The sequence below is a fragment of the Citrobacter sp. C6_1 genome (assembly GCF_014596835.2).
Classification (GTDB): Bacteria; Pseudomonadota; Gammaproteobacteria; order Enterobacterales; family Enterobacteriaceae; genus Citrobacter; species Citrobacter pasteurii.
This window is the reverse complement of record NZ_CP115031.1, coordinates 4,246,907-4,260,980: the sequence shown is the minus strand read 5'-3', so window position 1 is coordinate 4,260,980 and position 14,074 is coordinate 4,246,907. Positions and strand designations below refer to the sequence as shown.

The 14,074-nt window shown below is 55.9% G+C and carries 15 protein-coding genes; 2 read left to right on the top strand and 13 right to left on the bottom strand.

The window, feature by feature from the left end; genetic code table 11:
• The 13 genes from phnM to IB196_RS20350 all read right to left on the bottom strand — a co-directional run bounded on the left by phnM (position 1) and on the right by IB196_RS20350 (position 10,275).
• Complete coding sequence (gene phnM, locus IB196_RS20410) at positions 1-1,137, bottom strand: alpha-D-ribose 1-methylphosphonate 5-triphosphate diphosphatase (protein ID WP_188232259.1); 1,137 nt, start codon at positions 1,135-1,137, stop codon at positions 1-3.
• Positions 1,134-1,814: a phosphonate C-P lyase system protein PhnL gene (gene phnL, locus IB196_RS20405; protein ID WP_149692409.1), complete on the bottom strand. Its 681-nt coding sequence runs from the start codon at positions 1,812-1,814 to the stop codon at positions 1,134-1,136. The genes phnM and phnL overlap by 4 nt, the downstream gene beginning before the upstream one ends.
• Positions 1,815-1,922: 108 nt before the next feature.
• The gene (gene phnK, locus IB196_RS20400; protein WP_188232258.1) at positions 1,923-2,681 is read right to left on the bottom strand and encodes a phosphonate C-P lyase system protein PhnK; all 759 of its coding nucleotides are present in this window, start codon (positions 2,679-2,681) and stop codon (positions 1,923-1,925) included.
• Complete coding sequence (gene phnJ / locus IB196_RS20395) at positions 2,678-3,469, bottom strand: alpha-D-ribose 1-methylphosphonate 5-phosphate C-P-lyase PhnJ (protein WP_230586357.1); 792 nt, start codon at positions 3,467-3,469, stop codon at positions 2,678-2,680. Before phnJ ends, phnK begins: the two co-directional genes overlap by 4 nt.
• Positions 3,470-3,515: 46 nt before the next feature.
• Positions 3,516-4,583 (bottom strand): carbon-phosphorus lyase complex subunit PhnI, encoded by a 1,068-nt coding sequence (locus IB196_RS20390; protein ID WP_188232257.1) that lies wholly within the window; start codon positions 4,581-4,583, stop codon positions 3,516-3,518.
• Entirely contained in the window at positions 4,583-5,179 is a 597-nt protein-coding gene (gene phnH, locus IB196_RS20385; RefSeq protein WP_188232256.1) for a phosphonate C-P lyase system protein PhnH, read from the bottom strand. Before phnH ends, IB196_RS20390 begins: the two co-directional genes overlap by 1 nt.
• Positions 5,176-5,628, bottom strand: coding sequence for a phosphonate C-P lyase system protein PhnG (phnG, locus tag IB196_RS20380; protein ID WP_182289470.1), 453 nt, complete (start codon positions 5,626-5,628; stop codon positions 5,176-5,178). Before phnG ends, phnH begins: the two co-directional genes overlap by 4 nt.
• Positions 5,629-6,354, bottom strand: coding sequence for a phosphonate metabolism transcriptional regulator PhnF (gene phnF / locus IB196_RS20375; protein WP_005132524.1), 726 nt, complete (start codon positions 6,352-6,354; stop codon positions 5,629-5,631).
• A gap of 20 nt (positions 6,355-6,374) precedes the next feature.
• A complete protein-coding gene (phnE, locus tag IB196_RS20370) occupies positions 6,375-7,154 on the bottom strand; it encodes a phosphonate ABC transporter, permease protein PhnE (protein WP_003841119.1) in 780 nt (259 codons plus the stop codon).
• Between the two features lie 104 nt (positions 7,155-7,258).
• Entirely contained in the window at positions 7,259-8,275 is a 1,017-nt protein-coding gene (phnD, locus tag IB196_RS20365; protein WP_005132518.1) for a phosphonate ABC transporter substrate-binding protein, read from the bottom strand.
• A 154-nt stretch (positions 8,276-8,429) separates the two neighbouring features.
• The gene (phnC, locus tag IB196_RS20360) at positions 8,430-9,218 is read right to left on the bottom strand and encodes a phosphonate ABC transporter ATP-binding protein (RefSeq protein ID WP_005132516.1); all 789 of its coding nucleotides are present in this window, start codon (positions 9,216-9,218) and stop codon (positions 8,430-8,432) included.
• 132 nt (positions 9,219-9,350) lie between these two features.
• Positions 9,351-9,800 (bottom strand): VOC family metalloprotein YjdN, encoded by a 450-nt coding sequence (gene yjdN / locus IB196_RS20355; RefSeq protein ID WP_005132515.1) that lies wholly within the window; start codon positions 9,798-9,800, stop codon positions 9,351-9,353.
• A 139-nt stretch (positions 9,801-9,939) separates the two neighbouring features.
• Positions 9,940-10,275 (bottom strand): zinc ribbon domain-containing protein YjdM, encoded by a 336-nt coding sequence (locus IB196_RS20350; protein WP_003031835.1) that lies wholly within the window; start codon positions 10,273-10,275, stop codon positions 9,940-9,942.
• 542 nt (positions 10,276-10,817) lie between these two features.
• On the opposite strand from IB196_RS20350, the gene crfC reads away from it, so the two are divergent.
• A complete protein-coding gene (crfC, locus tag IB196_RS20345; protein WP_005132503.1) occupies positions 10,818-13,175 on the top strand; it encodes a clamp-binding protein CrfC in 2,358 nt (785 codons plus the stop codon).
• Positions 13,172-14,065 (top strand): diguanylate cyclase regulator RdcB family protein, encoded by an 894-nt coding sequence (locus IB196_RS20340; RefSeq protein ID WP_040234025.1) that lies wholly within the window; start codon positions 13,172-13,174, stop codon positions 14,063-14,065. Before crfC ends, IB196_RS20340 begins: the two co-directional genes overlap by 4 nt.
• Positions 14,066-14,074: the final 9 nt, after the last annotated feature.

Here is a 14,074-nt window from a genome sequence, read left to right as displayed (position 1 = left end):
TCAGAATACCCTTTTGCCCTGACGCCAGACGTGGTCGATATGGATGTTTCCGCCTTTGCGGTGTGCCAGCACCAGATCCGCGCGTTTTCCTTCGGCAACCACGCCACGGTCGTCAAGATTCAACGCCCGCGCCGGATTGCGGGTCACCAGACGAATGGCCTGTGGCAGCGTAAAGTGGTTGGCGTCGTCATCTGCCACACGAAATGCTGCATCGAGCAGGCTGGCGGGGTAGTAATCAGAAGAGAGGATATCCAGCAGCCCCAGTTCGGCCAGCTTATGGGCTGCTACGTTGCCGGAGTGCGAACCGCCTCGCACGATATTTGGCGCGCCCATTAGCACGTTCATGCCATGCCGGCGTGAGGCTTCGGCGGCTTCGAAAGTCGTGGGAAATTCGGCGATCACGCTGCCAAGTTGATGCGATTCAAGGACATGATCGTGGGTGGCGTCATCGTGGCTCGCCAGTGCAATCTGCCGTTCGCGACACATCTGGGCAATGGCCGTGCGGTTAGGCTGCGACCAACGCGCAGCCAGCGCTAACTGTTCTTCTTCGTAGCGGGACATTTGTTCGTCGGTGAGTGAATACTTGCCCTGATAATACTCGCGGTACTTCTCACGATTGGCGAACTGACGCTGACCCGGCGAGTGATCCATCAATGACACCAGCGTCACCGGTTCACGACCAACCAGCTTTTCAAACAGCGGCAGGGTGGTGTGATGCGGTAGCTCACAGCGCAAGTGCAGGCGGTGTTCGGCACGGTTGACCCCGCGCTTTTGCGTCTCTTCCACCGCATTGATCATTTTTTCCAGGTTTTCCAGACGGTCGCCACCGTCGCGCACATCGCCAATCGCCACTGCGTCCAGCACGGTGGTAATACCGCTGGCAACCATTAACGCATCGTGGCTGCTCATCGCCGAGTGGGCGGGCCAGTCTACTTTTGGGCGTGGGGTAAAGAACTTGTCGAGGTTATCGGTGTGCAGTTCAATAAGCCCAGGCAGCAGCCAGCCACCTTCACCGTCCAGCGCTTCAGGCAAGCTGCTCTGGCTTTCGGCAAAAGTGCGGATCGTTCCGCCTTCAATTTCCAGCGATCCTTGCACCACGTCATCTTCCAGCACCAGCTTTACATTGTTGATAATCATGCTGTTGTTCCCATCAGGTGCAGGCGATCCGCTACGCGGTCGCGCACGGTTTGATCGTGAAAAATGCCGACAATTGCCGCGCCGCGGGCTTTCGCTTCTTCAATCAATGCGACGACGGCGGCGCTGTTTTTGGCGTCCAGCGAGGCAGTGGGCTCATCGAGCAGCAGAATGGGGTAATCGACGATGAATCCGCGGGCGATGTTGACGCGTTGCTGTTCGCCGCCGGAAAAGGTTGATGGCGCGAGATGCCATAAGCGCTCAGGAACATTCAGGCGGGTGAGCAGGCTCGCGGCTTTGGCTGCACATTCCTCACGAGATACGCCCAGATCCAGCAGCGGTTGCATCACCACATCCAGCGCGGAAATCCGTGGGATCACGCGCAGAAACTGGCTTACCCAGCCGATGGTTGAACGGCGAACTTCCAGCACTTTGCGCGCCGGGGCCTGCACCAGATCCACCCATTCATCGCTGTGGCGAATGTGGATATGTCCTTCATCCGGCAGGTAGTTGGCGTACAGCGAGCGTAGCAGCGTCGATTTACCGCTGCCGGAATGACCGTGCAGCACCACGCATTCGCCATTTTTCACTTCCAGCGTGGCGTTTTGCAGCACCGGCAGACGCACGCCGTTTTGCTGATGCAGGACAAAAGTTTTACTGACGTTTTCAACGCGAATCATTTTTGCCTCGAGATTTTTTGCCGGATGGCTGCTGCGCCTTATCCGGCCTACAAAAGTGCGATCCAGGTAGGCCCGATAAGCGCAGAGCCATCGGGCACAACAAAAAAATCAGTTCTGCAGTACGGACGACACCAGCAACTGGGTGTACGGATGGTGCGGGTCGTCGAGCACGCGGTCGGTTAACCCACTTTCCACCACCTGACCCTGTTTCATCACCAGCAAACGGTCTGCCAGCAGACGCGCCACGCCCAGATCGTGGGTGACAATCACCACCGCCAGATCCAGTTCCACCACCAGGCCGCGCAGCAGGTCCAGCAGCTTGGCTTGTACGGAAACGTCCAGCCCACCGGTGGGTTCGTCCATAAATACCAGTTTGGGATGGGTAACGAGGTTGCGGGCAATCTGTAAACGTTGCTGCATACCGCCGGAAAAGGTGGTCGGCAGGTCATCGATACGCGAGGCGGTGATCTCCACCGCCTCCAGCCAGCGCTGTGCGGTGGCGCGGATATCGCCGTAATGACGCGCGCCGGTGGCCATCAGGCGTTCGCCGATGTTGCCGCCGGCGGAGACCTGACGGCGCAGACCGTCCATCGGGTGTTGATGCACCACGCCCCATTCGGTGCGCAGCAGGCGACGACGGTCGGCTTCGCTCATGCCGTACAGCGAACGGTTCTGATACAAAATGTCGCCAGACTGCGGCGTCAGCCGTGATGAGATCGATTTCAACAGCGTGGTTTTACCGGAGCCGGACTCGCCGACGATACCCAGCACTTCGCCTGGCCACAGGCCAAAAGAGACATCGCTGAAGCCTTTGCCCGGCGCGTAGAGATGGGTCAGGTTGTTGACTGAAAGCAGCGGTTGCGTCATTGGCTGAGGGCCTCGCTCTGTTGGCGGCAGTAGTCGGTGTCGGAGCAGACAAACATGCGTTTGCCGGTGTCATCGAGCACCACTTCATCGAGATAGCTGTGGGTTGAGCCACAAATGGCACAGGGCTCATCCCAGCTCTGCACAGTAAACGGGTGATCGTCGAAATCGAGGCTTTCCACGCGGGTGTAAGGTGGCACGGCATAGATGCGCTTTTCGCGGCCTGCGCCAAACAGTTGCAGGGCCGGCATCATGTCCATCTTCGGGTTGTCGAATTTCGGGATGGGCGACGGATCCATGACGTAGCGGTCATTGACCTTCACCGGATAGGCATAAGTGGTGGCGATATGGCCGAAGCGGGCGATATCTTCATACAGTTTCACCTGCATGATGCCGTACTCTTCCAGCGCGTGCATGGTGCGGGTTTCCGTTTCACGCGGTTCGATAAAGCGCAGCGGCTCGGGGATCGGTACCTGGAAGATAATGATTTGATCTTCCACCAGCGGCGTCTCCGGGATGCGATGGCGGGTCTGGATCAGCGTGGCGTCTTCCGTACGCTCGGTGGTATTGACCCCGGTTACGCGTTTGAAGAAGTTGCGAATCGACACGGCGTTAGTGGTGTCATCCGCGCCCTGGTCAATCACCTTCAGTACGTCCGGCTCGCCAATCACGCTGGCAGTGAGCTGAATGCCGCCCGTCCCCCAACCGTAGGGCATCGGCATTTCTCGTCCGCCAAATGGTACCTGGTAACCGGGGATCGCCACCGCTTTCAGAATTGCGCGGCGGATCATGCGTTTGGTCTGCTCATCAAGATAGGCAAAGTTGTAGCCGGAGAGGTTAGTGGTCACGGGTGGCCTCCTGTTGCAGGCGTTTGAGCAGTTCCAGTTCGGCCTGGAAATCGACGTAATGGGGAAGTTTGAGGTGCGAAACAAAACCCGCCGCCTCGACGTTATCCGCATGCGCCAGCACGAACTCTTCGTCCTGCGCCGGTCCGGTGACCGTTTCATCGTATTCGGCTGCCTGTAGGGCGCGGTCCACCAGCGCCATCGCCATTGCTTTGCGCTCGCTCATGCCAAACACCAGCCCGTAGCCGCGGGTAAAATGGGGGGATTCATTTTCTGGCGCGACAAAACCGTTGACCATTTCGCATTCAGTCATCAACAGTTCGCCGATGTTCACCGCAAATCCCAGCTCTTCCGGGACGGTTTCCAGTGCCGCATAGCCGCTGCGGATTTCGGCGGCAAACGGATGATTGCGCCCGTAGCCGCGCTGGGTGGAGTAGGCCAGCGCCAGCAGATATCCCTCGTCGCCGCGCATCAACTGCTGCAGGCGCGAAGCGCGTGAACAGGGGTAAACCGGCGGCGTGCGGGTGATGTCATCGGGTTGAGCGCCGTCGTCCTCTTCGTGCTTTGCCAGTCCCTGATTCGTCAGCAGGGAAAAGACGTGCGGGGAGGCATCTTGTTCGCTCTCAGCGCTGCGCAGCGGCGGCGTTTCACCGTTCGCCAGCAGGGTAAAATCCAGCAGACGATGGGTGTAGTCGTAGGTTGGACCCAACAACTGCCCACCGGGAATATCCTTATAGACAGCGGAAATACGCCGTTCGAGGCGCATTTCTGCGCTGTTAACCGGTTCGCTGACAGCGACCTTTGCCAGCGTAGTGCGGTAAGCGCGGAGCAAAAAGATGGCCTCGACGTTATCGCCGCTGGCCTGTTTGAGCGCCAGTGCCGCCAGTTCGCGATCGGCGATGCCGCCTTCGGTCATCACCCGGTCGACGGCCAGGTTCATCTGCTGTTCGATTTGTGCCACGCTCAGTTCAGCAATGGTCTCATCGCCCCGGCGTCGGTTTTCCTGCAGTGCATGGGCGTTGGCTATCGCCTTTTCGCCCCCTTTGACGGCGACGTACATCAGCACACCTCCACATGAGTGGTTCGCGGGATGGCCAGCAGGCGTTCGCCACAGGTAAGGATCAGATCGACTCCCAGCGGGAACGGGTGCGGACGTTCGGTGATCTCGTGGATCAGGCATTCCGGCAGCTGTGGCGCGATCATGCGTTCTTCGGCGATACCCGCCCCGGTCAGACGCAGCATGCGTCCACCGCTTAAGCCTGCAACCTGCACAATCAGCGTGGCGCTGGTTTCTGGTGCGACGGCGGAACCGGCAGAGAGGGCGTTTAGCTGTTCGCTGCTGATACGTTCGTCGGCGACGGCAAAGGCAGCCAACTGGGGCTGATCCACCAGCGGCGCGCTGGTGTGAAAACGCAGGTTCTGCCGGGAGATATCGTTATCCATCGACGGCGCCAGCCAGACCGGCGTGTCGCCGTCGGCCAGGGTCAGCAGCACGCTGGTGGTTGCCAGACCCAGTGGCTGCCAGCCGTGTTTCAGCTGATGCAGGGCGACGATGACGCCCGGTTCACTCATGGCCTTCAGCAGACGACGAAAGCTCTGCTGAGCATCCTGAACGGGTAAATTAAAAGCGGCTAGAAGTGCCGTAGATCGTGTCATGCGTTATCTCCGCGTACCAGCGTGAAGAAGTCGACCCGGCTGGCGTTGACTTCGGCACGGCGGGCGCTAATCAGCGCCTCGCGTTCCGCTTCCAGCGGGGCAATTAAGGTTTCCATTAGGTTCTGGAAATGCGTTTGTTCCTGCAGCAATGCGTCAATGACCGCACACTGCTCGGCGTGTTGTTTATTGCGACCCAGCAGGTAGCTGTAGCCCAGCGTCCCGCTTTTCAGGCGAATAACCGCGCGGGTAAGCGTGGTGTCGCCAGCAAAGAAGCGATTACCGGTGCCGCCCATACGGGCCTGGATCTGCATCAGTCCGCTTTCCGGCGCGCGGATGAGTTCATAGTCCGGCGTCAGTTTGAGCGCGTTGATGCGGGCGTTCAGATCTTCGGCATGGCTGTAAGCCAGCGCGCGCATCCAACGCTGGCGAGTGGCGGTATCGAAATGCATTCAGTGCTCCATGGTGAATTCGATCATGTCGGCGCGGGTCAGGCTGACGGAATATTCCGCCGCCTGTTCTTCGCCTTCACGGTGGTTCAGAGTGCGCACGCACAGCAACGGCGCCATGTTGGGGATTTCCAGCACCTTGCTCTCTTTGGCCTGAGCGCGGCGGGCGCTGATGCGCGTCTGCGTACGCAGGAGCGTCAGACCGGATTGTTCGCGCAGGTAGTCGTGCAGTGAGCCGCTGTTAAAGCCCTGCAGCAGCGGCCACAGCGTGAGGTCGGAAAAATAGTGGTCGATCTGACACAGTGCGATGCCGTTTACCCGGCGCAGGGTGCGCAGGTGAATCACGTTATCGCCCTCGTTAATGCTGAGCGCATCGGCAATGTGGCTGGAGGCCGGACGCAGCACCGCCAGCAGTTTTTCACTGGTGGGGTGGCTGCCCTGGTCCAGCAGGTTCTGACTAAAGCGTGCCTGGGCATTAAGCGGGTAATCGAACGGGCGCATCAGCACCAGCACGCCGACTCCCTGGCGACGCTGAACCCAGCCGCGCTCAACCAGTTGGTCAATGGCGCGGCGCAGGGTGTGGCGGTTAACATCAAAACGCGCGGCCAGTTGATGCTCGGCGGGCAGATAGTCACCGCAGCGATAATGTTGACGAAGCTCCTGCTCAAGTCTCGCGGCAATTTCCTGATAACGCGTTGGATAACTGGTCGGATGTGTAGACAAGTGCATAGCAATCAATGCCTCGCTAATCAGATAAAGTGCTTACGCAAACGCTGGGAAAGGAAATCCAGCAGGCTGACGGTGACGATGATTAACACCATCAGGGCGCAGGTTTGCTGGAACTGAAAGCCGCGAATCGCCTCCCATAAGGTCACGCCAATGCCGCCTGCGCCGACCATACCGACTACCGTGGCGGAACGAACGTTGGATTCAAAGCGATACAGCGAGTAGGAGATAAGCAGCGGCATGACCTGTGGCAGAACGCCGTACAGAATCTCTTCAATTTTGTTGGCTCCGGTGGCGCGAATACCTTCTACCGGACCGGGTTCAATGGCTTCTACCGCTTCGGAAAGCAGCTTGGAGAGCACCCCGGTGGTATGGATAAACAGCGCCATGACCCCGGCGAACGGACCCAAACCAACGGCGACCACGAACAGCATGGCGAAGACCATTTCGTTGATGGCGCGACAGGCATCCATCAGGCGACGCATCGGCTGGTAAATCCACCACGGCACGAGGTTGTCGGCGCACATCAGGCCGAAGGGAATCGACAGCACCACGGCGAGGGCAGTGCCCCAGACGGCGATTTGCAGGGTGACGGCCATTTCACCGAGATAGTCCTGCCACTGGCTGAAATCCGGCGGGAAGAAGTCGGCAGCGAAGGTTGCCATATTGCCGGAATCCTCGATCAGCGTGAGCGGGGCCATTTCGGCACCTTTCCACGAGACCACCAGCACGGCGAGAAGAATGGCCCAGCTCAGTAGTGAGAACCAGCTACGCTTGGGCGGGGCAACGGTGATGGTTTGCATATTTGGCTCCGTGCATCGGTTATTGCCGGATGGCGGCGCAGGTGCCTTATCCGGCCTACAAAACATCGTAGGCCCGGTAAGCGAAGCGCCACCGGGCATCAGGGTTATTGCACCGCTTTGCTGACGCTGGTCATGGCGCCCAGGGCGGCGGTCAGACGGTCCAGGTCGTCGAGCTGTGCTTTCAGCGCCGAGGTTTTGCTGGTTTTCTCTTCCTCGTTCAGCCCTTTGTTGTCCTTCACGCCCTGCATCTCTTTAAACAGCGCCAGTTGGCGAATCGGCACCAGTTGTAAGTCGCTGGAGGCACGGAACGGCGCCCATCCCAGGCGTTCCAGTACGGTTTTCTGTTCCGGCGTTTTGCCGTAATTCATGAAGAAGTCGTACACCTTGTCCTTGGTGGCTTCAGAGAGGTTCTTACGCCAGACGATCGGATCGCCCGGGATCAGCGGTGACTTCCAGATAACCTTCAACTCTTTCAGCTTGTCCGGTGCGGAGGTTTTCAGCTTGTCGAGGTTTTCGGTGTTGTTGGTAGCCACATCCACCTGTTTGTTGGCGACGGCCAGGGCGTTAGTTTCGTGCCCGGCGTTAACGGTGCGTTTGAAGTCGCTGGCGGAGATGTTGTTTTTGGCGAAGACGTAGTAACCGGGGACGAGGTAGCCAGAGGTGGAGTTGGGATCGCCGTTGCCGAAGGTCAGATCCTTACGTTTGGCGATCAGATCGTTCAGGTTGTTGATCGGACTGTCTTTGTTAACGATCAACACGCTCCAGTAACCCGGGGATCCGTCGGCGGCCACGGTCTGGGCAAACACTTGTCCGTTGGCGCGATCCACCGCTTCCATTGCTGAGAGGTTGCCGTACCAAGCGATATCGACTTTGTTAAAGCGCATGCCCTGGATGATCCCGGCGTAGTCCGGGGCGAAGAAGGCGTTTACTTTCACGCCCAGCGATTTTTCCATGTCCTTCAGGAACGGTTCCCACTGCGGCTTCAGGTTTTGCTGTGATTCGGTCGAAATAATGCCAAAGTTCAGCGCTTTTTCTTGCTCTTCGGCATGGGCCGGGGTGAGCAGTGTGCTGAGACTAAACATGCTGGTGAAAGCCAGCGCGGCAACTGTCTTATAGCTCATGTCGTTTCCTTAATTAGTCATTGTTCCAGGCTATTTCACTTGCCAGCCTGAATCCGGGCAGTGCTCAAAATCCTCACGTACTGCGTGTACGCTCCGGTTTTTCCGCGCTGTCCGTCTCCAGCCTGGCTGCGCCAATAACGCCTGGTTTTTAGAACTATGCAGCCTGCGCGTTCTGTTCGACGCGGTTCATGCTGCGGTAGAGATGGTCAAAACGGTCGTTGTCAAAATGCTGGCTGCTGCCATCAAAGAAGACGTTGCCCTGGCGCAGCGCGACAATGCGTTCGCAGTAGCGCAGGGCGTAATCCACCTGATGCAGCGTGACGACCACGGTGATGCCGTCGGTCTGGTTGATGTCGCGCAGGGTGTCCATCACGATGCGCGCGGATTCGGGATCCAGTGAGGCAATCGGCTCATCGGCAAGGATCACTTTGGCCTGCTGCATCAGCGCGCGGGCAATCGCGACGCGCTGCTGTTGTCCGCCCGAAAGCGTGGAAACGCGTTGGTATGCAAAGTGCGCCATGCCGACGCGGGTTAACGCCTGCAATGCACGCTGTTTCTGCTCAGCGGTAAACCAGCTAAAACAGGTACGCCAGAACGGCGTACTGCCGAGTGCGCCAATCAGGACGTTCTCCAGCACCGTCAGGCGGTTCACCAAATTGAACTGTTGGAAGATGTAGCCGGTGTGGGCGCGGCTTTTGCGGATATCGCGCGCCAGGCGGCCTTCATGTTGAACGGTGCGACCCAGCAGTTCGACATGGCTACCAGGTGATTTATCACCGACGATCAAACCGCTTAAATGACGTAAAAGGGTGGATTTGCCGGAGCCGGACGGCCCAAGCAGAGCCACCATCTCACCGGCACAGATATTCAGATCAACCGCATTAAGCGCCTGATGTTGATTGAAGGATTTGGAGAGTTTCTCGACGCGAATAACCGTTTGCATGCTGCGGCCTCCCTAAAAAAGTGGCCCCATCGTGGCGGATTAATGTGACGTTTTCGTTAAAGGAAGGTTACTTAGTGATGAAGAGTTGAGCGATATTTGATGACAGTACGGGAGGGCTTGCCTCCCGTTGGATTACTCGGATAGCGGCTGCTGCTGTTTGACGACGTTGATCATCCACGGCACGCCATACTGGTCGCTTACTTTACCGAAACCGTGGGCCCAGAAGGTTTCCTGCCAGTCCATTTCGATTTTTCCGTTTGCTGCCAGGTTATCAAACCAGCGTTTACCTTCGTCGACGTTTTGCGTGTCGAGCACCAGCGTAAAGCCAGAGTAGTGGGCATTTCCATCGGGGGCGCTATCACTCATCATGATGTCGCTGCCTGCAACGCGCAGGTTGGCGTGGGCGATGGCGGTATCGGGGAATTTCATTCCGGAAGGGCAACCTTCTTCGCTGTCCTGCGCCGATTTGGGCATTTCACCGAAGTTGATTTTGTAGAGCAGTTCGGCACCTAACGCCTGTTGATAATAGGCGATGGCGTCAGCGCAGTTGCCTGCAAAGGAGATGTAGGGACTTAACGGCATGATCTTTACCTCAGGTAAAAGAAACCAGTTAAGTGTAGATGCCGTGTGCAAAAATAAACCAGGCGGGAAGTATGGGCTTCCCGCCTGACAAATGAACTGGTGTAGGCCTGATAAGCGCAGCGCCATCAGGCAGGTTAAATCAGTTCTTTTTCACAAACTCAGATTTCAGCTTCATTGGGCCAAAGCCATCAATTTTGCAATCGATGTTGTGGTCGCCTTCAACCAGACGAATGTTTTTTACTTTGGTTCCGATCTTCAGCATGGAAGAGCTACCTTTTACCTTCAGATCTTTTACTACGGTAACGCTGTCGCCATCGGCGAGCAGGTTGCCGTTAGCATCTTTAACGATCAGTTCGTCGCTGTCCTGAGCGGGTTCAGCGTCGTTCCATTCGTGAGCGCATTCCGGGCAGATGAACATGCCGTTATCTTCGTAAGTGTATTCGGAGTTGCATTGTGGGCAGTGTGGTAATGACATGTGGATTTCCTCAAAAGTCAGCAGGGGCAAAAGCGCCCAAAATTGGCAGATTGCCGAAAAAGGCCGCAATTATACATAAAATCCCTGCTTTTGTCGGGGCTACAGGCCAATTATGCCCAACTATCTGTTGTAGCGTCAGGTTGCTTTCACGTCTATGAAAACCAGAAGGAATATTTTTTAAGGGAAATTGCTACGTTTAGTTATTTAAGATAAGGTGAGGCGAAACACCCGATATTCATAGGTAGCATGGCTTACAGACTAGCTAAGTCATTGTGAGTGAATACTTTGCGATCCCCTTAAATTTGGTAGGGGAATTAAGCTGGCATTTTTTAAAACTGAACTACTCTGTTTATCTTTCTTACTTAACATAGTAAGTGAGAGGCATCAGGCCAGCAGTCATACGATAAATTTTATTTTAATAATATCAGCTGGTTGTTTTAATTTTAATTATTTCCACACGTAATTATAAAAGCCGAAGATCTATAAATAAAACGATTTGGCTAAATAAAAGTAATGCTATTTGCGTTAAGGAAAGATTTTCCATGTACACACAGACAATTTATGAATTAAGTCAGGAAGCTGAACGCTTACTGATGCTCTCTCTTGAACATCTCAGGCAATTGCAGAAATTGCCAATGACCTCGGCGAATGATGTCATGCTGAAAAAAGGAGAGCATAGCGGACAGGTTGTTCAGCCCCTGCATTTCAGCGCGCGTGGCATGGATGTCCAGCAGGCAACGCTTAACAATGAACTGCGAAAGATTACCCGTCTGGAAATGGTTCTGGCGATCGTCGGTACGATGAAGGCGGGAAAGTCGACAACGATTAACGCGATTGTCGGAACTGAGGTTTTACCTAATCGTAATCGACCGATGACGGCGTTACCAACCCTTATCCGCCATACACCGGGACAGAAAGAGCCGGTGCTGCATTTTTTGCATGTCGCGCCAATTGACGCCTTAATGAAAATATTACAGCAGCGCGTGCGGGGATGCGATCGTCAGCGTCTGGCTCAGACGCTGGAAATAGATAAGGATATGAATGCCCTGCTCCAACATATTGAAAACGGCGTGGCATTTGAACGGTATTACCTTGGCGCACAGCCTATTTTCTATTTTCTCAAGAGCCTGAACGATCTGGTGCGTTTATCTAAAGCGCTGGAGGTGGAGTTTCCGTTTGCCGCCTATGCTGCCATTGAGCATATTCCGGTTATTGAGGTTGAGTTCGTGCATCTGGCCGGGCTGGCAAGTTATCCGGGACAATTGACGCTGCTGGATACTCCCGGGCCGAATGAGGCCGGGCAGCCACACTTACAGCAAATGCTCAATGAACAGCTGGCGCGGGCTTCCGCGGTACTGGCGGTGATGGATTATACCCAACTGAAGTCGATTTCGGATGAGGAAGTCCGTCAGGCCATTATGGCGGTTGGCAAGTCAGTACCGCTGTATGCACTGGTTAACAAATTCGATCAGAAAGACCGCAACAGCGATGATGAAGAGCAGGTGCGGGCGTTAATTTCCGGCACGTTGATGAAAGGCGGTATTACGCCTGAACGTATTTATCCGGTCTCCTCAATGTGGGGATATCTGGCCAACAGGGCACGTCATGAACTCGTGAATAATGGGCGCTTGCCGGATCATCAGGAGCAGCGCTGGGTCCAGGACTTTGCCGAAGCGGCACTCGGCAGGCGCTGGCGTACCACCGATCTTGATGATAAAGAACATATTCGTCATGCCGCCGATCTGCTTTGGGAAGACTCACTGTTTGAACAACCGATTCAGAAAGTGATCCATGCAGCCTACGCCAATGCCTCACTGTATGCGCTCCGCTCGGCATCGCACAAGCTATTGAACTATTCGCAAAGCGCACACGAGTATCTGGAGTTTCGCGCCCACGGCTTAACCGTAGCCTATGAGCAGTTACAGATGAACATCGCGCATATTGAAGATGACATGCAACAGTTGCAGAGAAGCCAGGCGCGGGTGGGCGACGAGGTCAGTCACGAAGTTGAGCTGGCGCTGGAGGCTGCTGCCGGCTATCTCAATCAGCAGCAGACCGAGATTCTGTACAGTATCAACTCGTTCTTTGTGAAAGAAAACGTGCTGATGATGTCACAACATGGCATGGGCGCTGCCATTACGACGGCGGAAATGGCCGGTGATATGCTGGTGTTGCATGACGAGGGGCAAGCGAAAATTGTGTTAGATAAAATTCGCTCCTCCTGTGAGGTTGTCCTGCTGGCGGCGCAGGAGAGTATCAGCCGGGACCTGGCGCTGCGTTTTGAGGCGCTTGAATCGACGTTATCCCGGGCGCTGAATGACGCTATGCGGCCTATTGAGCAGCGGGTGAAAGACGATCTGAACCATGCCGGATTTCGGGCGCGGATCCGTTTTCCAGCCTTTCATGCGGCGATGTTTAATTTCAATACCCGTCAGTTGTTTAACGAGGCTATTGAACAGGATATCCCTGCTGATAATGCCCCGTCCACCGGCGGTGTTGTGCGTGATACGTTCTCACGTTGGCTGAATCAACCCAACTGGGGATGGAATGATTACGTCGAAACAAAAACGCGTTACCTCATTGATATGGGCGCGTTGCACAAGAATCTTGTCCATTACGTCACTCAGTTTTGCCAACAAATTCGTAAAGCTTTAGTTGCTCAGGTCGATATTTCCGTTACGGCAGGCATGGCCACGTTTTTTGCTGATTTTTCACTGTGTCTGACGCAATTGCAGGCGAGCCTGCGCGAGAGTCTGACCCTGCGCCAGCAAAATGAATCGGCGGTGAATGCAATGAATGAACAATTGCAGCATCGTATTACGACGGCGGCATGGATTTATGAAGATTCCCGCTTGCTGCGTGACGATATCCACACCCTTTTTGCAACCGAGCATACATGACTAACGTGTTACTGGAAGGCCCAGGGCGGACGCTGGAGTGCGTCTACCCGAAGTTTATGGTCGATCTGGTTCAGGGAGATGAAACCAAACGTTCCGGCGGTTTTCTGCAGCAGCAGCAGCGGTTGCGTGCGCGCCTGACGCAGGAAGTGTTATCCCAGACGCAGCTGCGGGCGTGGGTGATGGCGGGGGTATCCAGCGAACACCTGGTGATGCGGCTTAAGCTGGTGGAAAAGCTGGCGGGCACTATCGATCCTGGCCATCTGGCGTTGGTACGTATTGCCGAGCGACTGGTGCTCTTACAACAAACTGAGCAGCCACGCGGACAATCAACTCCCGGCGTGATGCAGCAATTAATTTCACTGGCTGACGTGTTTGCCCAACGTAGCGCATATAAAGAGAAAGCGCTGACGCAACGTGGGCTGACCGTGCAGGCAGGCGAACACAGTGAACAGATTTTTACTCGCTGGCGGGCTGGCGCGTATGACGGCTGGTCATTACCCGGACGCTGCTTTGTGGCGCTGGAGGAACTGCGCTGGGGCGCCTTTGGTGATGCCTGTCGGCTGGCGAATGCCGATGTTGTGTCGATGCTAAAAGACAATTTACGCACGATGGCTGCCCAGACACTGGCACATAGCGTGAATGCGGCACCTACTACGCGCCATTATTATCATCAATGGCTGAGTTCACCTGCAGTTGGGGGGGCGAGCGAACATAACGATCTGCTGAGTTGGCTGGGTGACTGGTGCGATGCACAGCGCCATCCGGTGAGCTGGTCGGTGACGCAGCGTTGGCAGAATGTGGCGTTGGGGATGCCGAGACTGTGTTCGGCGAAGCGGCTGGTTGATGCGATGGTTGAGGAGATTTTCGCACCGCCCCAGCTCATCAGTTGAGCAGAGGCG

Coding starts and splice junctions, on each gene's coding strand:
- IB196_RS20390 (WP_188232257.1), bottom strand. CDS start 4,583: ATGTACGTCGCCGTCAAAGGGGGCGAAAAGGCGATAGCCAACGCCCAT.
- phnJ (WP_230586357.1), bottom strand. CDS start 3,469: ATGATCCGCCGCGCAATTCTGAAAGCGGTGGCGATCCCCGGTTACCAG.
- phnL (WP_149692409.1), bottom strand. CDS start 1,814: ATGATTCGCGTTGAAAACGTCAGTAAAACTTTTGTCCTGCATCAGCAA.
- phnM (WP_188232259.1), bottom strand. CDS start 1,137: ATGATTATCAACAATGTAAAGCTGGTGCTGGAAGATGACGTGGTGCAA.
- phnF (WP_005132524.1), bottom strand. CDS start 6,354: ATGCACTTGTCTACACATCCGACCAGTTATCCAACGCGTTATCAGGAA.
- phnD (WP_005132518.1), bottom strand. CDS start 8,275: ATGAGCTATAAGACAGTTGCCGCGCTGGCTTTCACCAGCATGTTTAGT.
- phnC (WP_005132516.1), bottom strand. CDS start 9,218: ATGCAAACGGTTATTCGCGTCGAGAAACTCTCCAAATCCTTCAATCAA.
- phnG (WP_182289470.1), bottom strand. CDS start 5,628: ATGCATTTCGATACCGCCACTCGCCAGCGTTGGATGCGCGCGCTGGCT.
- IB196_RS20340 (WP_040234025.1), top strand. CDS start 13,172: ATGACTAACGTGTTACTGGAAGGCCCAGGGCGGACGCTGGAGTGCGTC.
- yjdN (WP_005132515.1), bottom strand. CDS start 9,800: ATGCCGTTAAGTCCCTACATCTCCTTTGCAGGCAACTGCGCTGACGCC.
- phnE (WP_003841119.1), bottom strand. CDS start 7,154: ATGCAAACCATCACCGTTGCCCCGCCCAAGCGTAGCTGGTTCTCACTA.
- phnK (WP_188232258.1), bottom strand. CDS start 2,681: ATGACGCAACCGCTGCTTTCAGTCAACAACCTGACCCATCTCTACGCG.
- phnH (WP_188232256.1), bottom strand. CDS start 5,179: ATGACACGATCTACGGCACTTCTAGCCGCTTTTAATTTACCCGTTCAG.
- crfC (WP_005132503.1), top strand. CDS start 10,818: ATGTACACACAGACAATTTATGAATTAAGTCAGGAAGCTGAACGCTTA.
- IB196_RS20350 (WP_003031835.1), bottom strand. CDS start 10,275: ATGTCATTACCACACTGCCCACAATGCAACTCCGAATACACTTACGAA.